The organism is Flavobacterium microcysteis, assembly GCF_006385255.1.
GTDB classification, from domain to species: domain Bacteria; phylum Bacteroidota; class Bacteroidia; order Flavobacteriales; family Flavobacteriaceae; genus Flavobacterium; species Flavobacterium microcysteis.
In genome coordinates this window covers 177,548-199,640 of the sequence record NZ_VFJE01000051.1, presented here as the reverse complement: position 1 = coordinate 199,640, position 22,093 = coordinate 177,548, and the positions used below count along the sequence as shown (strand labels likewise).

At 36.3% G+C, this 22,093-nt stretch carries 17 protein-coding genes; 11 read left to right on the top strand and 6 right to left on the bottom strand.

What is annotated here, in order from left to right; genetic code table 11:
* Positions 1-22: 22 nt before the first annotated feature.
* Positions 23-568, bottom strand: a complete 546-nt coding sequence (locus FJA49_RS05000; RefSeq protein WP_139999492.1) for a hypothetical protein — start codon at positions 566-568, stop codon at positions 23-25.
* A gap of 621 nt (positions 569-1,189) precedes the next feature.
* Between FJA49_RS05000 and FJA49_RS04995 the strand changes: the two genes are divergently transcribed.
* A complete protein-coding gene (locus FJA49_RS04995) occupies positions 1,190-5,368 on the top strand; it encodes a fibronectin type III domain-containing protein (RefSeq protein WP_139999490.1) in 4,179 nt (1,392 codons plus the stop codon).
* Positions 5,369-5,444: 76 nt separating this feature from the next.
* Here the strand turns inward: FJA49_RS04995 and FJA49_RS04990 are convergent, their stop codons facing one another.
* The gene (locus tag FJA49_RS04990; RefSeq protein ID WP_139999488.1) at positions 5,445-6,533 is read right to left on the bottom strand and encodes an NADH:flavin oxidoreductase; all 1,089 of its coding nucleotides are present in this window, start codon (positions 6,531-6,533) and stop codon (positions 5,445-5,447) included.
* A 269-nt stretch (positions 6,534-6,802) separates the two neighbouring features.
* Here FJA49_RS04990 and FJA49_RS04985 point away from each other — a divergent pair, with 269 nt between their 5' ends.
* From FJA49_RS04985 to FJA49_RS04965, 5 genes are all read left to right on the top strand, one after another.
* The gene (locus tag FJA49_RS04985) at positions 6,803-7,168 is read left to right on the top strand and encodes a DsrE family protein (RefSeq protein WP_139999486.1); all 366 of its coding nucleotides are present in this window, start codon (positions 6,803-6,805) and stop codon (positions 7,166-7,168) included.
* 180 nt (positions 7,169-7,348) lie between these two features.
* Positions 7,349-7,816 (top strand): nucleoside deaminase, encoded by a 468-nt coding sequence (locus tag FJA49_RS04980; RefSeq protein WP_139999484.1) that lies wholly within the window; start codon positions 7,349-7,351, stop codon positions 7,814-7,816.
* Between the two features lie 6 nt (positions 7,817-7,822).
* Positions 7,823-8,698: a helix-turn-helix domain-containing protein gene (locus tag FJA49_RS04975; RefSeq protein ID WP_139999482.1), complete on the top strand. Its 876-nt coding sequence runs from the start codon at positions 7,823-7,825 to the stop codon at positions 8,696-8,698.
* Positions 8,699-8,775: 77 nt separating this feature from the next.
* The gene (locus FJA49_RS04970; protein WP_139999480.1) at positions 8,776-9,324 is read left to right on the top strand and encodes a GNAT family N-acetyltransferase; all 549 of its coding nucleotides are present in this window, start codon (positions 8,776-8,778) and stop codon (positions 9,322-9,324) included.
* 37 nt (positions 9,325-9,361) lie between these two features.
* A complete protein-coding gene (locus FJA49_RS04965; RefSeq protein WP_139999478.1) occupies positions 9,362-10,876 on the top strand; it encodes a S41 family peptidase in 1,515 nt (504 codons plus the stop codon).
* Positions 10,877-11,047: 171 nt separating this feature from the next.
* Here FJA49_RS04965 and FJA49_RS04960 read toward each other — a convergent pair whose 3' ends face one another.
* Complete coding sequence (locus FJA49_RS04960) at positions 11,048-11,416, bottom strand: winged helix-turn-helix transcriptional regulator (protein ID WP_139999476.1); 369 nt, start codon at positions 11,414-11,416, stop codon at positions 11,048-11,050.
* Between the two features lie 237 nt (positions 11,417-11,653).
* Between FJA49_RS04960 and FJA49_RS04955 the strand changes: the two genes are divergently transcribed.
* Positions 11,654-12,565 (top strand): ClpXP adapter SpxH family protein, encoded by a 912-nt coding sequence (locus tag FJA49_RS04955; RefSeq protein ID WP_139999474.1) that lies wholly within the window; start codon positions 11,654-11,656, stop codon positions 12,563-12,565.
* A gap of 97 nt (positions 12,566-12,662) precedes the next feature.
* Here FJA49_RS04955 and FJA49_RS04950 read toward each other — a convergent pair whose 3' ends face one another.
* On the bottom strand, positions 12,663-13,949 hold the full coding sequence (locus tag FJA49_RS04950) for an erythromycin esterase family protein (RefSeq protein ID WP_158629444.1): 1,287 nt from the start codon (positions 13,947-13,949) through the stop codon (positions 12,663-12,665).
* Positions 13,950-14,209: 260 nt separating this feature from the next.
* Here FJA49_RS04950 and FJA49_RS04945 point away from each other — a divergent pair, with 260 nt between their 5' ends.
* Positions 14,210-14,773: a dihydrofolate reductase family protein gene (locus tag FJA49_RS04945; protein WP_139999470.1), complete on the top strand. Its 564-nt coding sequence runs from the start codon at positions 14,210-14,212 to the stop codon at positions 14,771-14,773.
* 88 nt (positions 14,774-14,861) lie between these two features.
* On the opposite strand, the gene FJA49_RS04940 is transcribed toward FJA49_RS04945, so the two are convergent.
* The gene (locus FJA49_RS04940; RefSeq protein ID WP_139999468.1) at positions 14,862-15,308 is read right to left on the bottom strand and encodes a GNAT family N-acetyltransferase; all 447 of its coding nucleotides are present in this window, start codon (positions 15,306-15,308) and stop codon (positions 14,862-14,864) included.
* A gap of 87 nt (positions 15,309-15,395) precedes the next feature.
* Between FJA49_RS04940 and pdxR the strand changes: the two genes are divergently transcribed.
* Positions 15,396-16,841, top strand: coding sequence for a MocR-like pyridoxine biosynthesis transcription factor PdxR (gene pdxR, locus FJA49_RS04935; RefSeq protein WP_139999466.1), 1,446 nt, complete (start codon positions 15,396-15,398; stop codon positions 16,839-16,841).
* A gap of 146 nt (positions 16,842-16,987) precedes the next feature.
* Here the strand turns inward: pdxR and FJA49_RS04930 are convergent, their stop codons facing one another.
* Positions 16,988-17,788, bottom strand: a complete 801-nt coding sequence (locus FJA49_RS04930; protein ID WP_139999464.1) for a polysaccharide deacetylase family protein — start codon at positions 17,786-17,788, stop codon at positions 16,988-16,990.
* A 219-nt stretch (positions 17,789-18,007) separates the two neighbouring features.
* Here FJA49_RS04930 and FJA49_RS04925 point away from each other — a divergent pair, with 219 nt between their 5' ends.
* Both FJA49_RS04925 and FJA49_RS04920 read left to right on the top strand, forming a co-directional pair.
* Entirely contained in the window at positions 18,008-20,632 is a 2,625-nt protein-coding gene (locus tag FJA49_RS04925) for a phosphatidylglycerol lysyltransferase domain-containing protein (RefSeq protein WP_139999462.1), read from the top strand.
* A 38-nt stretch (positions 20,633-20,670) separates the two neighbouring features.
* The gene (locus FJA49_RS04920; RefSeq protein WP_139999461.1) at positions 20,671-22,092 is read left to right on the top strand and encodes an AcvB/VirJ family lysyl-phosphatidylglycerol hydrolase; all 1,422 of its coding nucleotides are present in this window, start codon (positions 20,671-20,673) and stop codon (positions 22,090-22,092) included.
* Position 22,093 lies beyond the last annotated feature (1 nt).

The window sequence follows — 22,093 nt, the reverse complement described above, 5'->3', positions numbered from 1 at the left end:
CTTTTCGACTTCTCTTATAATTTTAACGATAACTTTTTATTTTTTCAGAATACTCTTTTGTGTAATCCATGAACATATGGGCCCGAGTAGCTAATCGGACAACTTTGTTCTTGTATCTGACTAAATAGTCATGACCTTTTCCATTGCAAAATCCATTTCCAGAAAAAAATGCTTCCCGAATTTCTTCTTCAACATCTTCTGCTTCTGCTTCACTATCAAACTCATAAATAAACATCATAAAATCCGGATAGTAATTTTTCGGTTTTGCTTCGGTACGCTTGACATAATAACGTCTTATACCGTTACCCTTGATTTTAAGTATTAAATTATCATTGCAGTTGGAAAAAGACACTTCCTTTTTGTCTTCTTTGCTTTCAATTTTAAACTTCCCCTTTCTGAAATCCTCTTCAAGTCGTGAAATCAGTTCCTTATCATCAATTGCCTTAGTATTAAAGGTTTTAATTTCTGCGTTTTCATCAGGATAATCCCAATTTAATTTTTTTTCTTTTGAATCATCGCAAGAAACAAACAGAGGAAAAATTACAAGTAGTAATAATAGTTTTTTCATTTACTATTTTTTATGATGAAAGTATGTTAGTATAAAGATGAATATTGACTACTTGCGAATTTATAACTAAAACACTACACCACCCCAAACTACCCACAAATTTTATTAAGATTTTTTTAGCATTTTAAAAAGATTAATGCTAATTTTCGGGCCAAATCAACAAACCCAATGCTTAAACAGTACCAATTCGACAAAGAAGAGCTCTCCTTCCATCCTACCGGGCTTTTGTCGACATCAACTCCTACTCATCAAAATGTTTTTTTGTCAATTTCTGATTACCACGTCGTTTTAAACCGAGCGAAAATTAGCCAAAAAAGTCTGACTTATCAGCATTCTCATTATTGACAACATCCCAAAATTTTATCGTATTACTTTAATGCTAAAGTACTACTCGTACCTCAAAATTGTAAGCTTCCTTTTTTCATAAAAACGATTCTACACTGAATTACTACGTTAATATCCAAAAAAGCTTCGCTTATACATTAGTTGCGATTATGATTTTTCTTTGATTTATTATTGCATGCGATTAAACTGTAAATGATGGAATTAGATGGGTTCAATACGAAAATCATATCTAAATTCGGCATCTAAAATTTTAAAAAGCAACCTTAAATATAAACTATGAAAACAAAAATTACTTTTCTGTACCTTCTGGCACTTATATGCTTTATCCAGAAGGTCAGTGCGCAATGCACTAGCGGAGGTCCATCTTCGTCACAAGCATACAACCCCATTCATGATAACAGTGAACGCATCATCAGCGGCAATACCCATCCGGGTGAATACTTCCGGGTGAATACATTTTCAACGGCTACCCGATATACTTTCAAAAGTGACCGTGCTACAGAGTATATTACGATTACCGATGCTAACGGTTCACAGATATTTGCAAGCGGATTAAATGGTTCGAATGGCGTGAGCTTTACACCACCTTATCCTCAAACGATTCGTTTTTACGTTCATACCAATGCACAGTGCGAAACTAATCCGTTTATAACAACGGATCTAGTTTTAAAGACTACAACAATAGACAATTCTTGCGATTCTCCTAATACACTTTCGGTTTCGAATATCACGTCGAACTCTTGTAAAGTGAGTTGGAACGCTCAAATTATAGGGCAGATTACGTCCTATGATGTTTATGTAAACACTACGGGAGTTGCTCCTGTTGAAAATACAAATCCAACTGTGCAGGCATCAGGTTCCAGAGAAGCTCAAGTGTCGGGATTAGCCGCCAATACAACACATTATTATTGGGTACGAACCAGATGTGTAGGCAATGGTGGAATTTGGGTTCCTGGCGGTTCTTTTAGAACCAATCCTGGTGGAGCGGGTTGCAACGGTGCTCCTTACGGACTGTATCCTCAAGCTACTGTCAGTGTACCATGTAACGGAACTGTGCAGCAAATTGCTACCGATGCTCATGCAGGAGAATATACAAACGTTTCTGTAAGCAGCAATCAGCAATATACATTTAGCAGTTCTGTATCCACAGATTTTATCACTATTACTGATCCTACCGGAGCTACCATTTATGCTTCCGGACAAACACCATTTGTATGGGTTAACAACTCGAATTGGGCAAGTATCAGATATTATCTGCATAGTAATTCTTCTTGTGGTAGTGATGCTACATCAAGAATCAAATCAATTAAATGTGGTGGTGTTGTAGGAGGATGCACAAGTGGGGATCTTCATCCACAAGCCACATTTACTCCAGCTTGCACCGGATCTACTGAATTGGTTGTTAACGACGCTTATGCGGGTGAATATTCCAATATCAATGTAACGGCTAACAAAGACTATACTTTTTCAAGTTCGAAAGTAGGTGATTATATCACTATTTCGAATCCGGTTGGAAATGTAGCGTTGGCTACCGGTCCTTCTCCACTGGCTTGGAATTCAGGTTCAACATCTGGTGTTATCAGGTATTACATACACACTAATTCAAGCTGTGGTACACAAAACATCAACAGACAGCGTTATATCCAATGTGCCGCTACTCCAACTTGTGGTGCACCTAGCGCTTTATCGGTTACTAACATAACCTCAAATTCTGGCCGATTGAACTGGACTGCACCTGCAACTGCGCCTGCTTCATACGATATTTACATCGTTACTGCAAATACAGCTCCAAATGATAATACTGCTGCTACTGTCACAAGTACTGCTGCAGGTGTGGGTACTCTTAACGGATTGACAGCTTCTACAACTTACTATTATTGGATCAGATCGAATTGTGGTACTGTAAAAAGTGCATGGGTTTCTGGTGGGAATTTTACTACCATTGCTGCCCTAAACTGTAACGGTGCTGTCAACGGATTGTATCCTGATGCAACTTTCACACCAGCATGTACAGGAGCTAACGAACAAATAGCTAATGACTCTTGGGCTGGAGAATATTCAAATGTAAACGTAGTGGCAAATAAGCTATATACATTTACGAGTTCAATTGCTACAGATTATATTACGATTACAAATGCTCAAGGAACGGTAGTTTTGGCAAGCGGAGTAACACCTTTAAACTGGACTTCGGGTTCTACAACAGGAGTTGTGAGATATCACTTAAACACCAATGCAAGCTGTGGAACAGTAAACGCAGTAAGAACACGTTCTATTAAGTGTGTTGATGCTCCGGCAGGAAATTGTGGTGTACCAACTGCTCTATCGGTTACAAACATAACATCAAATTCTAGCCGATTGAACTGGACTGCGCCTGCAACTGCGCCTGCTTCATACGATCTTTACATTGTTACTACAAATACGGCTCCGAATGCCAACACTGCTGCTACTGTTACAAGTACTACTGCAGGTGTGGGCGTTTTAAGCGGATTGGCAGCTTCTACAACTTACTATTATTGGATCAGATCGAATTGTGGTGGTACAAAAAGTGCATGGGTATCTGGTGGGAATTTTACGACCATTGCAGCTCTAAACTGTAATGGCGCTACCAACGGATTGTATCCTAATGCTACTTTCACGCCAGCATGTACAGGAGCTAATGAACAAATAGCTGCTGACTCTTGGCCAGGAGAATATTCAAATGTCAATGTAATGGACAACAAGCAGTACACGTTTACAAGTTCTGTTGCCACAGATTATATTACGATTACAAACGCGAATGGAACGGTAGTTCTAGCTAGCGGATTAACACCTTTAAACTGGAACTCGGGTTCTACTTCTGGAGTTATTAGATACCACTTGAATACGAATGCAAACTGTGGAACTGCAAACGCAGACAGAATACGTTCTATTAAGTGTGTCGCTGCTCCTGCAGGTTGCGGTGTACCAAGCGAGCTTTCAGTAACTGACATAACATCAAACTCAGTTCGAATTAACTGGGCGGGTACTTTTCCTGCAGCTCCGGGATATGACTTGTATGTTGTAAACAGCGGTACAGCTCCTACGGCTAATACTACCCCTACGCATGTATCTACTGACATTACAAGACTTATCACTGGATTGAGTCCTGCAACAAATTACAACTATTGGGTACGTGCAAATTGCGGTTCAACAAAAGGAAACTGGGTTCATGGCGGAAGTTTTGATATTATTCCTGTTGTTGGTTGTAATGGTGCTATATTCGGAGCTCATCCTATGGATATTCTTCAAATCGCTTGTACTGGAAGTCCTGAAGTAATTTCTGAAGGTTATGCCGGTGAATTTGCAAAAATTTACATCAATTTCAGTCAGTATTATGTCTTTTCAAGTTCAATAGCAACGGATTATATTACAATCACGGATGCCTCAGGATTGACAGTTTATGCAAGTGGAACAACACCACTAAGCTGGGCATCAGGAGCCAATGTGGGGTCTATCCGTTTTTATGTACACAGCAATGCTAATTGTGGTGCCGATGATGTTGTCAGACTAAAATCAGTTACATGTAGCAGTACTCCAATTGGAGGTTGCGGTTTACCAATCAATGTTACAGCATCTAACACAACTTCAAACTCTGCTCTAATTAGCTGGACACCTCCAGTTCCAACACCTTCTGCAGGATATGATTTGTATGTTGTAAACAGCAATACTGTTCCTAATTACAATACTACTCCTACGCATTCAGTTTCTAACAACTACACTTCAACGGTTGTTAGCGGACTGAGCCCAGCAACAAATTATGCATATTGGGTACGAGCTAATTGTGGTTCTACAAAAGGAGACTGGGTTTATGGCGGAAGTTTTGATGCTATCCCTGCTCTTAGTTGTAACGGTGCCATATATGGACCTCATCCTGTAGAAGCTGTGCAGATTGGCTGTATGGGAACTGCTGAGATCATTTCTGAAGGCTATGCTGGAGAGTATGCAAAAGTTTATATCAATTTCGGTCAGCAATATACCTTCTCAACTTCAGTAGCAACGGATTATATTACTATCACGGATGATAATGGAATGACAATTTTAGCTAGCGGACCTTCACCTCTGAACTGGTCATCAGGCAACAATGTAGGTGTTATCCGTTATTATGTACACACCAATGCAAACTGTGGTTCTCAGGATTCTGTCAGACTAAAATCAATTACATGTAGACAATCTTTAGGTATTGATGAGCAATTTGCTCAAAATAACGTTACCATCTATCCGAATCCAAGTTATGGGCAATTTACTGTCGAAACCGGAAGTGTAACGGCTGATACTATCACAATTACAGATAATCTTGGACGAGTGATTACTACTTTCAAACCATCTTTATCAAAATCGGATTTATCGATAGATAGTTTTGCAGAAGGTATTTATTATGTGAAAATAGATTATCAGAATAAGACTGTTACTAAAAAACTAGCTCTTAAAAAGAACTAAGTTATATATTTAATGATGATTTTTAAGCTTTAAACCCCGCTAATAGCGGGGTTTTTTGTGTTTTATACCAAAACTTTTATAAGGAACCGGGCTTTACAAAAGTCTGCCACCCTCTCATCGTATCAATAAAACGTTCACTTAACCCACCCTGGCGCAGATAATTTGCCATTACGGGTAATTGTGGACTATCATACATTGGGTTCTCTTTTACCTGAAGAGGAAAATCTCTCTGAAGAATAGCTGCACGAGCGATAAGCACGAAATCACAACCTTCATCCAAAAGTTCACCAGCACGCTGAGCACTCATAATTTTTCCAGCTACACCCAAACGAACACCTTTACGGGGAAGTTCAGTAAAAACACTCAGCATTGTTTTTCCTTTAAAAGTTCCTTCCCGAACTACCTGGGCTGAATCCCATAAAGCCAAGTCCAGATAGTCGATTAGTTCACGATCAAAAATGCTAGCGGTTATTTCTCGCAACTCCTCTAAAAGCAATCCGTATCGTTCAATAGATAATCGCCAGCCTATCTGGAAATCAGGTCCACAAGCTTGACGAATCCCTTCAATAACTTCAATGGTAAAACGGGCACGATTTTCCAGACTTCCTCCATATTTATCCGTGCGGTCATTTAAATTAGGGGACATAAATTCCGAAAGAATCCATCCAAAAGCTCCATGAACCGAGATTCCATTGAATCCTGCCTGTTGAGCTCTTTTTGCGGCTGTTATGAAGCTGTCACGAATTCGTTCTACTTCTTCAGTTGTAATTGCTTTGATTCCTTCTAATGTCATACTGGAAGCGGGAGCCGGTATTCCTCCAATAGAAGGCTTAGCCCGATGTCCGGCATGATGTAACTGTACTGCTGACAACGCACCTCCGTTACGAATAGCTGATGCCATTTTAGTCAATCCAGGTAAGTGGTCATCACTATGAATGCCTAACTGGCGTTCAAACGCTATACCTCCTGCTTCTATCGTTGCAGCGCTGGTTTGGATTAATCCGTAGCCGCCCTGGGCAAGTTGTTCCATCCAATATTGGTCGTATTCTGATGCAGTACCATCAAAATCACTTTGCTGGCTGGTTAACGGTGCCAACATAAAACGATTTCTCATTGCTGGACCATGTAAAAAAGTAAGCGGTTTAAATAAATCAGAAACAGCCATTTTGTTTATTTTTTTAGTTCTACTTATATGAATGATTATTTGGTGCAAAGTTGTCCAGATAATGACTCCTGCAAAATGGACGATTTTTACTTTATGATGGATGTTTTAGAACCGACTTTCAAAATCTTATTTTGAGTGGTTCTGCGGATAGATGCTGTTTTATTATCGATGAGAAATCGGATGAAAATTCTCCATTATAAAGTAAATTTCGTCCATTCTTTACCAAGCTTTCTCATCAGATCTTTGCCGTGTTAATAAAAACTATTCAAATGAAAAAAACAGCTATTATTATTCTTTCTGACCCAAAAGCGGGTTCAGAAGAAGCGCTAGGACGCGTATTCAATGCTTTAGCATCGGCCTATGAATTCAAACACGAAGGTGAAGATGTAAAAATTATTTTTCAGGGCACGGGTATAAGATGGCCTGAGCAACTTGAAAAACCCGAACATCCGGTTAATGCTCTTTATCAGGAAGTAAAAGATCATGTCCATGGTCTTTCGAAAGGATGTGTTGCTGTATTTGGCACCGAAATATCTGGCTATGATTTGTTAAGTGATAACGAAGTACCTGGAACTCCAGGCCTGCCAAGCTTTGTTAATCTAAAAAAAGAAGGTTACGACATCTTGGTTTTTTAACGCAGTTCTCCTACTGTCCTCTTATATTTTTAAGAGGGCAGTTTTTAAATTCATAAAATAAATTCAGACTATTAACTTCAATAAATCACCATCAAAAGGGTTGTTTTTTTGAGTAATTTAGCAGAACTGGAGATTCACATCCATCTAATCAAAACTCAAATACCACTTAACTTATAAATTATGCCAGACGATTTTCAATATTATATGCATCAATGTTTAGATCTCGCTAAAAGTGCTTTAGCTGCTGGTAATCCTCCTGTAGGCGCATTGATTGTATGGGATGGAAAAGTAATTGGTAGCGGTATTGAATCGGGTAAATCAACCGGAGACATTACTAATCATGCAGAAATAATGGCCATTAGAGATGCTCTAAACAATGGATATTCAGAAAAATTACATCTGGCAAAGCTATTCACTACACACGAACCTTGCATTATGTGTTCTTATATGATTCGCCATCATAAAATACCTGAAATCATTTATGGTACTGCTGTCCCGTATATAGGCGGCTTTACTTCAAAATATAATATTCTGTCCACTCAAGATGTACCCAAATGGGGAAATAACCCAAAGGTAATCAGCGGAATATGCCTTGAAGAATGTACTATTCTAAATGCTCAATTTTTAGAATTATTAAGCAAATCATAAATAACTATGCTATCACAGTCCGTATATACACTTGTTAATCAACAAAATGGAAACTTATCTTTTAAAGTATTCGAGTTTGACAACAGTAGTTATTTTGATCACATACAGCGGAATAATTATTTTACGCTAATCATTATTACTTCGGGAGAGGGATTGGCAAAAGTTGATCTTTGTGAGTATTCGTTCAAAGAAAATACGCTGTTTGCTTTTTATCCGTATCAGCCCTTTATGCTGGCTTCTGAAGGGCCGTTGACAGGTATTTCAATTCAGTTTCATCATGATTTCTTCTGTATATACAGACATCATAGAGAAATTGCTGCAAACGGAATCTTGTTCAACAATATTTATCAGCAACCATTTATACTTCTTGACCAAAACAACAGGCAAATACTTCTGAATATCGTTGGAGAAATTGTCAATGAGCTGAAAATGGAGGCTTTGAGAAAAGATGAAGTCCTTGTTTCTTATTTAAAGATATTCTTAGTTCTTGCTACCAGAATAAAACTCGAACAACAATCTATTAAAAGTGTAAATGGTAATGACAAGCAATTGCTCATTATACAGGATTTAAGAAATGCAATAGAAGATAATTTCAGAACAAAACATTCTGCAAGTGATTATGCAGATATGCTCCATGTGACACCTGTTGTCCTTTCACGAGCTGCAAAAAATCATTTCAACATGACGCTATCTGACCTGATAACTGAAAGAATTATTGTTGAAGCAAAAAGAGAATTGTATCTCACTGACAAAACAGTTAAAGAGATTGCCTATGAACTGGGTTATGATGATGAATATTATTTCAGCAGAGTGTTTAAAGGTAAAACCGATGTGTCGCCACAGTTATACAGAGATACAATAGGTTTTAATAAAGGTGCATAATAATTCATAAGTCAAAGTCTAGATATCGTAAAATTTCTGATGAAAAATTATAACTTTACAGAAACACAAAACGAATAATGCTTACTATAGATTTCTCAGATTTTCCTGAATTGGAAACCCAAAGGTTAAAACTCCGACGCGCTGATTTAAATGATGTTAATGAACTATTTGCGCTACGCTCTGACCCAAACATAATGAAATATATTCCCCGGCCAGTAGCCACATCAATTGACGAAGCCTCAGAACACTTCAAAATGATGGATGAAAAAATCAGCAACAATGAAGTGATTAATTGGGCTATTACACTAAAAGACAATCCCAAAATGATTGGAACCATTGGCTTTTTTCGTATGAAACCTGAGCATTTCCGTGCAGAAATTGGCTATATGTTACTTCCTGATTTTCATGGAAAAGGTTATGTTACCGAAGCAATTAATGGAGTTGTGGATTATGGTTTTTCTACCATGGGACTCCATTCTATCGAAGCAATGATTGATCCTGAAAATATAGCTTCGGCCAAAGCATTAGAGAAATGCAGTTTTGTTAAAGAAGCACATTTTAAGGAAAATGAATTCTATAACGGGCAATTTCTCGATACCGTAATTTATTCTAAATTGAACAAATAAGAGTTAATACTAACCTGCTATCTATAGCCTAAAAAGAATGAAACCGAACCCAAAATATAAAGTTATATTCTATATAATCGTCATTACATTCTTTATTGGCACTAGCCTACCCGTTAAAAGCCAGGAAAAAGTTCATAAATCTTCTGAAAAAGGCAGTACACCACAAAAATTATCTGTAAAAAGTATGCAGTCAGATTTGACTGTCCTTTGGTCAACAATAAAGGAGATGCATCCGGGATATAATTATTATACCTCAGCTGACAGCCTACAAAAAGTCTACAATCAGACCTATTCATCAATCAACAAACCGCTATATGAAAGTGAATTTATTTCTCAAATATATCCTTTCATCTGTAAATTGAGGTGTGGCCATACACAGATAAAACATTCTGTAGGGTATAAGGATCCTGTAGGTTTGTATCCTGCGCATTTGCCGTTTAAAGTGCTTGTCACTAATGGTAAGGTTTTTATAACTACCCATCAAACAGAGGTATTACGAACCGGAGATGAAATTATCAGTATCAATGACGTTGTTGTAAAAGAAATTATCAAACATGGGTTTGACTTGTATTCTACTGACGGTTATAATCAAACCTTTAAAGAATTGTTTTTAAGCGAGTATGACGGTTTTGAGGACGTCTGCAATAAATACTATCATTGGAAAGGTACTTATAAAATGCAAATACGAACCAGGCAAGGCGAACTTAAAGATTTGACTGTAGATACAGATAAAATAATCTCGAACGAACCCCAAACTGCCCCTTTTGATAATTATACAAACTGGACTACGGCAGAAAATACTGGAAATCTTAAGCTTCGGTTTTTTAATGATTCTCAGACTGCATTGTTTGAGACAAAGCCTTTCTCCTATCAGGATACCATTACATATAAAGAGGCTTTTAAGCAGATCGAGTCTAAAAAAATAAAGAATTTAATACTGGATGTGCGACATAATACAGGAGGTGACATTCGTGTTGCAATTCAATTATTGTCTTATCTCGCAGACTCCCCTTTTTCTATCATTAAAGATGTCAAATCACGGCTACAAAATCCGACTTTAAATAAATCTGCTACCTATTTCGATACGGATCGCACCAATGGATTTTTACAAGGATATAAAATTACCACTAAAGAAGGTTCATGGTATCATGTAGAAACTACCCCTGCAATGGGCACAGTATACGGTCCTCTTCCATTAGCAAAAGAATATCATTTTGACGGCAATTTGTATGTCTTAATTGATGGTGCTACTTTTTCATCGGGTGCGCTTTTTACAGCGGCTCTTAAATCGCAATGCAAAAACGTAAAATTCATCGGGAGAGAGACTGCTGGCGGTGAAGAAGGCTGTAATGGTATGGTGATGCAGGAATTAACATTGCCAAATACAAAAATAATGATTGATTTTCCCTGGATGCGTGTTGAATCTGTAGCCAGGAATCCAATTCGTGGTCGAGGCATTATGCCGGATTACAAAGTGGATTATGATCCGTTAGATATCGTAATTAAAAAAGACCGTGATCTTGAAAAGGCTATGGAGCTGATAAATAATTAGTCTTAGACTATTTGAATGATTTTGACTGGACAACTTAAATTGAGAGTTTTTTAGCCACAGATTAGAATAATTACACAGATTTAGAAGACTACACCAACTAAAAGAAATCTATTTTCAATAACTTCTTCTTTTACTCTTGAACCTCCTAACCTTAGCCACTTAGAACCTTAGTTACTTAGCATCTTTTAAATAAACCTTCCTCCTATAATCAATTCCCCATTTTGCCATTTCATCAATTAACGGAGAAAGTGTCTTACCATATTCTGTAATTGAATATTCAACCGTTATGGGTTTTGTATTCATTACTCTTCGATTGACCAAATTATTTACTTCCAAATCCTGAAGTTCCTTTGAAAGCATTTTTGTTCCAATTCCATTTATTTCCCGTAACAAGTCCATAAAACCTAATGTATTACCTTCTATAAGTGTTCCCAGTATATGAAATTTCCATTTTCCGGATAACAAGCTCATCGTATCACTTATGGCTTGCATTCTAACCTGGCAAACAGGCGTGGCATTTATTTCGGCAGTTTTTTTCATTGTTTTTGAATTGAATTTATGATTTGTAAAGTTACGAATCCACTAGACACTTTCTAAAAGGAAAGTAGTTTCCAAAGGGAAATCCATAGCAAATATACATTGAATATGGCCTAGTTTTGTAGGTATAAATTGCAAGCCTATTCTGAAATAGTATTCAAAAAAATGAAATTAAAATCTATAACACTACTAGTATTAATGCTTGGAAACTTTGGTTGTCAGGCTCAAACAAATAAAAAAATGGAAAACAATACCAATCCCTTATTATGCGATCCTGTTGAGGGCATTTGTGGAATATCCGATAATGCAACATCAGGAAAAATTGCAACACAAACCACAGAAAAACCTATCAAGGTTATTTATTTTACAGACCCTATTTGTTCTTCTTGTTGGGGAATTGAACCGCAACTACGTAAACTAAAATTGGAATACGGCAATACTATAGAAATTGAATACCGAATGGGTGGTTTGCTTCCGGATTGGAGCTACAACAGCGGTGGTATCAGCAAACCTTCTGATGTTGCACATCATTGGGACGAAGTGAGTGTTTATTATGATATGCCAATTGATGGTGATGTGTGGCTGGAAGATCCTTTACAATCCTCTTATCCGCCTTCAATAGCTTTTAAAGCCGCAGAAATGCAGAGCAAAGAAAAAGCGATTCAATTTTTAAGAGAAATCCGGGAAATGGTTTTCCTGCAAAAAAAGAATATTGCAAAGTGGGAAAACTTAGAAATGGCTGCTAAAAAAGTGGGTTTAGATGTACAACAATTTACAACCGATTTTAATGGTAAGGCTAAAGTCCTTTTTGAGGAAGATTTGCATTTTGCAAAACAAAATGGCGTTAGAGGATTCCCAACCATCTTTTTTATAGATGCAACAGGACAGAAAGAAATGGTTTATGGTTCAAAACCATACGCCTTGTATGAAAGCGCTATTTTAAAACTTCACTCAAAAGCTATCAAAAGTGAATATCATAAAAATTGGGAAGTGCTTTTTTCAAAATATCCTTCTTTGACAGCAAAAGAATTTTCTGAACTTTCTGGAACACCAAGAGCAGAAAGCGAAAAGCATTTAAATGAACTTGCAGCTAAAGGGAAATTAGGAAAACTGACAACTAAAAACGGTTCCCTTTGGACGGTAAAGAATTAGTTACCGACTGCTCAAGCACAATCTAGTTTTAAAACCTGTAAACCATAAGATTTACAGGTTTTTGTTTTTACTGACACCTCAAATATATGAGTCGTTTCTATGGTTGTTTTTGGGGAACACTAGGCGAAATTTTTTTCAAGAAGATGATACCATCATACGTTTCTTCGTATTTTCTTGAAAAAAACTTCGGATCCTTTGGATCAAACCCCGGGCCACCTACAAAAAGCTGTTTCATTTTAGTGCCAAAGAATTTTTTCATCTCTGGATTTTTGACAGCTGTAGCAATATCAACAAAATAGATATCAGGTTGGGCTTGAAAAAAAGTTTCTGCATATGTTTTTTTATAAGGTTTGTCAAGTATACGGTATTCGGATCCTAATACCTGTTTCTTTTTAATGACAAAGCCTAACATCTTGCCGCTCCCAAAATCAAATCCCGTGGCATAATAATCGTCCTTAAAATGTTCTTTTAGCCTGCTACCCAAACTCGGTACTATCGTACCAAAGTCTTTTTTGTTTATATGTTCATTATGTGCCCATATAAATGCCTTACTACCTGGTACTTCTATATTCATTATCTTTACAACATTCTCATACATTGCATTATCACGTACATCCGTAGCTGGCCATGAAATATAAGCTGTATAATCTTCCAGATATCCCAACCCTCGTATCATGTCTACATATTCATTTGTATTTGCAGCCTTAAGGCGTTGCGAATCCTGCTCCAGCAATTGTGTTAACTGCTGTAGTTTCGGTTGCATTTTCTTTCCCCATTCCTTTATTTTCACATGTCCATATTCCGCTGTCGAGCAACTGTCTGCTGCTGCTAAAAGGTTTTCATCAATTTTAATGTTATATTTTTGAACATAACTTCTTAGCCTTTTATTAATATCCTCTCCCATTTGGTTGTCTATTCCATAAAACCGTATCTCTGCCTCCCGAGGTTTTCCCTGATTGTAATTACGCATCCATTCCAGTAAATCGGCTACTTCAGTAGTACGCCATAAAAAATGTCTAAAATTTTTTACGACACTGGCTTTATCTCCGGGACCGCCACTTATCCATTCATTAATAGCTTGTTCAGCCTGATAACTTTCTTCCATAATAAAAACTCTCACACCATTGTGCTCAACCAAGTATTTAAAAAACTTGGCTTTCAGGTCAAAAAACTCCTTAGTATGATGGGTAGCTTCACCAAACCCATAAATCTTTGCTTCTTTAAAACCTTGAGGCTCATTCTGCGCAAATGCCGCTAGCTCTGTATTTTGACCCGCATCTTCAATAACAATTGCATTGGCATTTAGCCAAGATACGACATCGGTGGTTTGTGCATTTAGACTGATAGAAAACAGACATAAGAAACAAGCAAAAATTCTGTACATAGTTAATTGGGTTTGGGTTAAATATATAATTAAACAGCAAATAAAAAAAGTTGATTTTGACTCGGTAGCTTTAATTGTAGGTTTTATTAGCCACAGATTAAAATGATAACACAGATTTAAAGAATCCATTCCTACCAATATAAAAGAAGTTACTTACTAATCGTTTGACTGTCTTCTTAGGCCTCTTATATTGTCCCGATGACACCCTTTATCTATTTGCATTCATTTGTAATTTTGATATAGAACCAATTTACTGAAACATGAGAAAAATTAGAATCTTCGAGCATATATCTCTTGATGGTGTGATAGAACATGATGAGAGATTTATATATGGTGCATGGACTACTCCTTATCGTTCTCCAGAAGGAATGGCTATGTTACTTAACGCATATGGAACAAATTTTGACCTTCTGCTTGGACGAAGTACTTATGATGCATGGTCGCATTTTTGGCCAAATGCCGGCGATTTTCCTATGGCGAACGCTATAAATAAGGCGACCAAATATGTAGTGACCCATAATCCCGATAGCCTCGAATGGGGACCTGTAAAGAGTTTGGGCAAGAATATAATTGCCGAACTAAATGAACTAAAATTCACCGAAGGGCCGGATATTGTACTTTCAGGCAGCATTTCCTTAACTTCCCTGCTTTTAGATGCAGGATTGATAGATGATGTCATACTTATTGTTTACCCTGTTGTATTAGGTAAAGGCAAACGTCTTATATCGGACAAAATTGATGCATGCCGGTTAGAATATGTGAATTCATTGTCAACACCTACAGGAGTAATGATTAACTCCTATAAATATCTTTCTAAATTTTAGTAGGTAGTATTGCCCATAAAAGAAAAAGCCTTTAAATCATGATCTAAAGGCTTTTCCGTTATTTATTCATATTGCTATTCTTCCTTATCTATTTCCACCAATGGTAGTAATTATGCAATCCGTCATACTCAAATCCACAACGTGGATATAATTGGTTTCCAATATCGTTTGTTTTTTCCGTTTCAAGCATCAATCCACAAGCTCCGGTTTCCTCACACCATTGTTTGCTACGGTCAATTAAGGCGACAGAAAGTCTCTTTCCTCTGTAATCCGGATGCACAAACAAATCGCTTAACAGCCATTGTTTTCGCAGTTTGGTATAATGAAAAAGTTTATACAGTTGGACAAATCCCACTGCTTTCCCGTCTACTATAGCCAGAAAAATGTCTGATTCGCTGTTTAGAAATCTTTCTTTTAAAAATACTTTTCCTTTTTCTAAATCGGATTCTTGACGATAGAAGATTCTGTAGAGGTTAAACAGAACTGCTGTCTCATTCAAGTCTTCCAGACTTGCTTTTTTGATTTGATAACTCATGTTGTTATGTGTTTAAATTTATTCGGCTAAAGTATTTTCAATTTGGACTACATTTGTAATCCAGATTTAACTTAACAAGTAGTCCAGATGTTTCCGTTTCAACATATAATTATCATCGATAAAAAGAGTAAAATTCCTTTATATAGGCAGATTGCTATTTCTATTATCAATGAAATAAGGACAGGAACCTTAAAAGCCGGGGCACATCTGCCGGGAACAAGAGAGCTTTCTAAAAAATTAGGTGTACACCGCAAAACAGTTATTGCGGCCTTTGATGAATTGAGTGCTCAGGATTGGATAGTAATTGTTCCCCGAAAACACGTTACCGTATCAAAACAGATTCCTACTCTAAAAGCTCAAAAATGGAATCAAAAAGACGCTACATTGTCGTATCAGAATGCTTTTGATTTTCCTCTTCATGGACAGGAAGAAAAAACGTCAAGTCAGCCTATACTGTCAGCTCCAGAAATTTTTATAGATGACGGTTATCCCGATATAAGACTTTCTCCAATAGACGAATTATTAAAAATATACCGGTCGTATACAATCCGGAAATATGCTGTCAAAAATGCTATTGTAGGAACTACCCAAGGCACGCTAAAACTCAGAGAAGAACTTGTAAGCTACCTATCTAAAACAAGAGGATTAAATATTACAACAGATAACCTGCTGATTACACATGGTGCACAGATGAGTATCTACCTGGCTTCTCAAATACTGTTAGACAAGGAAGCTACTATCATTATTGGCAATCCCGATTATCCGATAGCCGACAAAACATTTGAAAGAACAAAAGCATCGGTTATTGAAGTGGCTGTTGATGAAAACGGATTGGATATCCACGCAATTGAAAAAATTTGCAAAAAGAAAAAGATAACTGCCGTTTATATAATTCCGCACCATCATTACCCAACAACAGTAACCTTGAGCGTGGAGAGAAGAATGAAACTTTTGGAACTTTCAAACCAATATTCCTTTACTATCATTGAAGATGACTATGATTACGATTATCATTATTCTTCTTCACCCTATTTGCCAATAGCCAGCGGAAGTCATAACGGAAATGTAATTTACATTGGCTCTTTCTCTAAGGTTTTAGGTCCTTCTATTCGTATTGGCTTTATGGTAGCGCCTAAAAACTTTATTGAGCAGTGTATAAAACTACGGGAAGTCATTGACTATGGAGGTGATGGATATATGCAAAATGCCCTTGCCGAACTAATTCAAAATGGAGATTTAAGCCGCTATCTGAAAAAAACCAAAAAAAGCTACCATCAGCGCAGGGACTATCTGGATGCTTTGCTAAAAAAACATTTAGGCAGCCATATTACGTATGCCTTACCTGATGGCGGAATGGCTATCTGGATCAAAATAAATTCTCCTTTTTTGGTAAGTAAATTGGAGTCAGTACCTCAACTGCATATCAAACGAATCGACAAGCAAGAAAACGCCTTCCGTTTTGGCTTTGCTTCTATGAATGAAAAAGAATTGGAAGAAGCTGTGTTGTGTTTAAGGGAGGTGCTAAGGTTCTGAGGTGCTAAGGTTATTAGTTCATATATCTAAAAGAGAAAGTTGTTGAAAGTAAATTTTTGTATATGTTTTTATTTGGAGTAAAACCACTTACCACTATCGACTAACCATTATCAACTATCAACTATAGGGGTTCTGAGACGCTAAGGTCAGTTTACCGGCATCATTGTATACAAATCAGATAATGTATAAAACTGAAGGTCATTTAGTTTCATATAATCACATATAAACTCTAAAGTTTCAATTTTGGTCTGATAATTTTCAGTTACATTTTTAACCGGTTTATGGCCGCACAAAATCAAAATTTTATTGTTCTTCTTCGTATAATCCAATAGTTCTAAAAGATAAGACATGCTAAAATGCACATGGTTATCGTCTATACCAAAAGCATACATATATTTGCCTCCTCTAAAATAACATCCTTCAGTTTCCGGAGTATCACATCGAAAAGCCCTACCTCTTATTACATTAAATTTAGAAGATAAAGCCTTGTCAATAGAATCAGAGCGTTGCCCATAAGGATAGGCAAATGACGAAACATTAAAAGACAATCGTTTCATAGAAGCAAGCATCGGATCGATCTCCTGGTTCACGTATTCATTAATCCCATTAGTAGCCACATATTTCACCGCGTTGTAATGATGATATCCATGCCCTGCTATTTCGTGGCCTTCTTTTTGCATTTCAAGCAGTTTTTGGATTTGGGGAGCACCAATAGAATCAATCCGGCAAACGCAAAAACTAGCTTTCCATCCATATTTTTTGAGCGCTTGATTCGCATCAAACCATTCATCTACATAAGCATCGTCAAAAGAAAGAACTACTCCCGCTTTATAAGGCTTTTGGGTAGCTTCTGGTTTTGGTTCTGGCTCTGGTTTTGAAACTTCTTCACAGGAAATAAAAGTGAAAAGCGACAAAACGAATAAGGCTTTAAGTAACGATGACTTCATATTTTTTATTTGCTATTTTTTAAAAATCATAAAAATTTGACTTTCAAATAAATATCTTCATTTTATATAAAAAAAGAAAAATTCTAAGGAATTTGGGAATTTCAGCAAATTAAAAACTATTTATTTTTTAAAACACTTAATCTAAAAAATATTTTTAAGATTTTTATTTATCTTTATTATGTCCTATATAGTTCAGAAACCTATTATCATTATTACAAAATGAAATTCAAAACACCTCTGAATTTTAAGGCTGTATTTACAAAAAAAATGCAGTTCCCGTTTTATAAGGAGAATAGAAAAATAATTACACAATCTGTAATTGGCGTGTTCTTTATCGGATTGGGAATCTGGTTTGTAAAACACGAAAAGACAGAAATTTTCCAAATAAAACATACTCTTGGCACAGCGTCCCTGCAATGGGTTTGTTTAGGCATATTCATCACTCTTATTTATTTTATCCTGCAAGGATTGATGTATGTCGCCTCTTTTGCTGCGGTAAATGCCAAAATAGCAGTAAAAGACGGTGTCGTCCTTTTCCTAAAACGAAATTTCATTAGTGTGTTCCTTCCGGCCGGAGGCATCTCTTCTCTCGCCTTTTTCACAAAAAAAATAGAAGAAAAAGGAAATAATAAAACCCAAATTCATCTAGCATCCTCTATTTATGCTTTTATCGGATTGATTTCGGTAGTGCTTTTTGCCATTCCTGTATTCCTGTATGCTTTTATCAAAAATACTATCGGAAGTGAAGATTGGGCAGCATTAGTGCTAATCAGCCTATTTCTGGTTAGTATTATCAAAGCCTATCAATCCATCATAAAAAAAGGAGCATTATACAGAATGATACTAAAATGGTTTCCTAAAACGGAAGTTTTTATAAGTGAGTTGGAAATCAATAAAATCAACAAAAAGAAATTCCTTCTTGCTTTATGGTATTCTATTCTGATTGAATTCGTAGGAATAAGCCATTTGTATATTGCTATGTTGGCATTGAACTTTCAACCCTCTTTGATGGCAGCTCTAATGGGTTATATTATTTCTGTTATTTTTTTAATCCTATCGCCTTTTATGCGTGGCTTAGGTGCCGTTGAGATTTCAATGAGCTATATTTTAATTCGCTATGGTTTTAAAAATCCGGATGCTATTGCGATAACTTTTCTATATCGTTTCTTAGAGTTCTGGACACCTTTGTTAGCAGGAATAGTGGTGTTTCTATCAAAAATCAATAAGATACTAATACGCATAGTTCCGGCTCTCCTGCTATTTACTTTGGGCATCATAAACATAATTTCTGCTTTAACTCCGGCTATTAGTAATCGGTTGGCACACTTAAAAAATTATTTGCCTCTCGAAGCCATCCATGTTTCTAATTATTTAGTATTTACTGCAGGACTTTTTTTATTAGTTACCGCATCATTTATGATTAAAGGATTGCGAATGGCCTGGTGGTTTGCATTATCACTATCCCTAATTTCTTTATTGGGTCATATAACCAAAGCTATTGATTATGAAGAAGCTATAGTCGCATTAATTGTAATCAGCGTTTTAATAGCAACCCGCAAAGAGTATTACATAAAAACCAATCCGAAACTTAGTTTATTAGGGTTGGAAACCGCTGCTTTAAGCATACTGGCCGTAATAATCTATGGCAGTATTGGGTTTTATTTTTTAGATAAAAAACATTTCGGCATTGATTTTAGCACATTTCAATCCATCAGATATACGTTACAGAATTATTTTTTAATTGGAAGTACTGATCTGATTCCGTTAGATCGTTTTGCGGATCATTTTCTATTGTCGATAAAAATCAGCGGTTTTTTATCAATTGCCTTTTTAGTGTATACGCTTATCACTCCATACATCTATAAAAATACAACCACCAACGAAGAAAAAGAACTGGCAGAAGAATTGGTTGAAAAACACGGCAATTCCGCTCTGGATTATTTCAAAACCTATTTTGACAAACAGCTTTTTATTTCAAAGAGTAAAATGGCTTTTATTGCTTACAAATTAGCCGGAAACTACGCAGTTGTGCTCGAAAATCCTGTGGCACAGAATGAAGAAGAAATGAAAAATTGTATCCTAGAATTCGACCGTTTTTGTTACGAAATCGGTTTAAAAAGTATTTTTTACAGAGTATTAGAAAAAGACCTCGAGCTGTATCAATCGTTACATAAGAAATACTTTTTCCTTGGTCAGGAAGGTATCGTAAACTTAACGGGATTTAGCTTAGAAGGCAGCAGCAAAAAATCATTGCGTAATGCCTTGAATAAAATAACAGAAGGCGGATTTAAAGCCGTCATCTACCAACCTCCAATACATAACGAAATTTTACAAAGAGTAGAAACCGTAAGTTCTGAATGGTTGAAGGAAACCGAAAGAAAAGAAATTGTTTTCTCTCAGGGATTATTCAGTATTGAAGAATTAAAGCATCAAATCATAATTACCGTTGAGGATAAAGAGTCAAAAATAGTTGCCTTTTTAAATATCATTCCAGACAGCAAACAAGGAGAAGCCACCTACGACCTTATCCGCAAGACAACTGATGCTCCAAATGGAATCCTGGATTTCATTATGATAGCTCTTTTTGATTATTTAAAATCACAAAACTATACGGCAGTCAATTTAGGCCTCGCTCCAATGAGTGGTATTGAAACACCCAAAACCATTCAGGATAAATCAATGAAATATGCCTATGAAAAAATCAGGTCGTTCTCACATTACAAAGGATTGCGAAACTTTAAGGAAAAATTTTCTCCGGTTTGGTACAATCAATATGTGATTTTTTCAGACGACTATGATTTAATACAAATACCAAGAATTTTATCGAAAGTTATTAAACCTTAATATACTGTTGTTTATCATTAATCTTGAAAAATTATACCATGAAAAAACTTATTTCAAGTCTTACAATTGCACTGGTATTTATTTTAAATGCTAATGCTTTAGAAAATGATGTTATCAGTTATGGCCCGTTTGGAAAAGTGACAATTTATAAACCAACAGGCGCACCAAAAACGCTTGTACTTTTTATATCGGGTGATGGCGGTTGGAACAAAGGCGTTATCGATATGGCTAAAAAAATAGCAAGTCAGGATGCAATGGTAGTTGGTATAAACATCCTTACGTATTATAAAAACATAAAAAAAGAAAACGTAAAATGTTATTACCCGGCCGGTGATCTTGAAAATTTGAGTTTAGAAATTCAAAAAAGATATAAATTCCCAAGTTATTTCAAACCTATTTTGGTTGGTTATTCTGCCGGATCGACCTTAGCCTATGGTGCATTGGCACAAGCTCCTGAAAACACTTTTAAAGGCGTAATTGCATTGGGATTTTGTCCTGATATTGAATGGGATAAAACCTTGTGCAATGGATTCGGACTAACTTCAAAAGTTTTAAAACCCGGGAAATCTTTTTTTCTGAATCCCAGCTCAAAATTAACAGCTCCTTTTATTGTACTTCATGGCGCTAATGATCTTGAATGTCCTTATGCTGATGCTGTTAAGTATATGAAAGAAGTAAATACAGAACAATTAATCACGTTGCCCAATGTTGGTCATGGTTTTTCAGTAACAAAAAATTGGATGCCGCAGTTTATTACAGCCTTTAAAAAAATCCAAAACACACCAACATACAGAGACGAAAAAAATTTAGAAAGCAAAACAAAACAGCCCCAAAACTTTCAGCCTTATCAGACCAACTTACCGCTCACCATCATTCATTCTGAGGCCAAAGAAAATTTGCCACTCGCTTTTATGATTTCCGGCGATGGTGGCTGGACAAGTTTTGACCAGAAACTGGGCGAACAATTTTCAAAAGCTGGAATTCCTGTAGTTGGATTGGATGCACAAGACTATTTTTGGAACACCAAAACACCACAAAAAAGCGCTCAGGATATTTCAAATGCAATTAACCATTATCTACAACAATGGAATAAAAGCTCTTTCATTTTGGTAGGTTATTCCTTTGGAGCCTCAGTCGTACCATTTATAGCCGGCAATTTCCCAAATGAATTAAAAGAAAAAATAAAAGGCGTGTATAGCCTGTCACCAGACGTAACTGCCGATTTTGAAATTCATCTTTTAGATATGGCAGGAATTAGTTCCGATGAAAAATATAATGTTATAAATGAAATCAATAAAATTAAATCGCTAAATCCGGTTTGTTTTTTTGGGAGTGAAGAAAGCGAAACTGTTCGTAAAACATTTGAAACATCAGTATCAAAAGTAATCCTATTGGCAGGCGACCATCATTTTGATAATAATTTTGTTTCTATTGTTGAAAGTGTTTTAAAGAATTTATAAC

Excerpts from the sequence above, each read along its gene's own strand:
- pdxR (WP_139999466.1), top strand. The coding sequence starts at position 15,396 with ATGTTTCCGTTTCAACATATAATTATCATCGATAAAAAGAGTAAAATT.
- FJA49_RS05000 (WP_139999492.1), bottom strand. The coding sequence starts at position 568 with ATGAAAAAACTATTATTACTACTTGTAATTTTTCCTCTGTTTGTTTCT.
- FJA49_RS04920 (WP_139999461.1), top strand. The coding sequence starts at position 20,671 with ATGAAAAAACTTATTTCAAGTCTTACAATTGCACTGGTATTTATTTTA.
- FJA49_RS04960 (WP_139999476.1), bottom strand. The coding sequence starts at position 11,416 with ATGAAAAAAACTGCCGAAATAAATGCCACGCCTGTTTGCCAGGTTAGA.
- FJA49_RS04955 (WP_139999474.1), top strand. The coding sequence starts at position 11,654 with ATGGAAAACAATACCAATCCCTTATTATGCGATCCTGTTGAGGGCATT.
- FJA49_RS04970 (WP_139999480.1), top strand. The coding sequence starts at position 8,776 with ATGCTTACTATAGATTTCTCAGATTTTCCTGAATTGGAAACCCAAAGG.
- FJA49_RS04985 (WP_139999486.1), top strand. The coding sequence starts at position 6,803 with ATGAAAAAAACAGCTATTATTATTCTTTCTGACCCAAAAGCGGGTTCA.
- FJA49_RS04995 (WP_139999490.1), top strand. The coding sequence starts at position 1,190 with ATGAAAACAAAAATTACTTTTCTGTACCTTCTGGCACTTATATGCTTT.
- FJA49_RS04945 (WP_139999470.1), top strand. The coding sequence starts at position 14,210 with ATGAGAAAAATTAGAATCTTCGAGCATATATCTCTTGATGGTGTGATA.
- FJA49_RS04950 (WP_158629444.1), bottom strand. The coding sequence starts at position 13,949 with ATGTACAGAATTTTTGCTTGTTTCTTATGTCTGTTTTCTATCAGTCTA.
- FJA49_RS04965 (WP_139999478.1), top strand. The coding sequence starts at position 9,362 with ATGAAACCGAACCCAAAATATAAAGTTATATTCTATATAATCGTCATT.
- FJA49_RS04940 (WP_139999468.1), bottom strand. The coding sequence starts at position 15,308 with ATGAGTTATCAAATCAAAAAAGCAAGTCTGGAAGACTTGAATGAGACA.
- FJA49_RS04975 (WP_139999482.1), top strand. The coding sequence starts at position 7,823 with ATGCTATCACAGTCCGTATATACACTTGTTAATCAACAAAATGGAAAC.
- FJA49_RS04925 (WP_139999462.1), top strand. The coding sequence starts at position 18,008 with ATGAAATTCAAAACACCTCTGAATTTTAAGGCTGTATTTACAAAAAAA.
- FJA49_RS04990 (WP_139999488.1), bottom strand. The coding sequence starts at position 6,533 with ATGGCTGTTTCTGATTTATTTAAACCGCTTACTTTTTTACATGGTCCA.
- FJA49_RS04930 (WP_139999464.1), bottom strand. The coding sequence starts at position 17,788 with ATGAAGTCATCGTTACTTAAAGCCTTATTCGTTTTGTCGCTTTTCACT.
- FJA49_RS04980 (WP_139999484.1), top strand. The coding sequence starts at position 7,349 with ATGCCAGACGATTTTCAATATTATATGCATCAATGTTTAGATCTCGCT.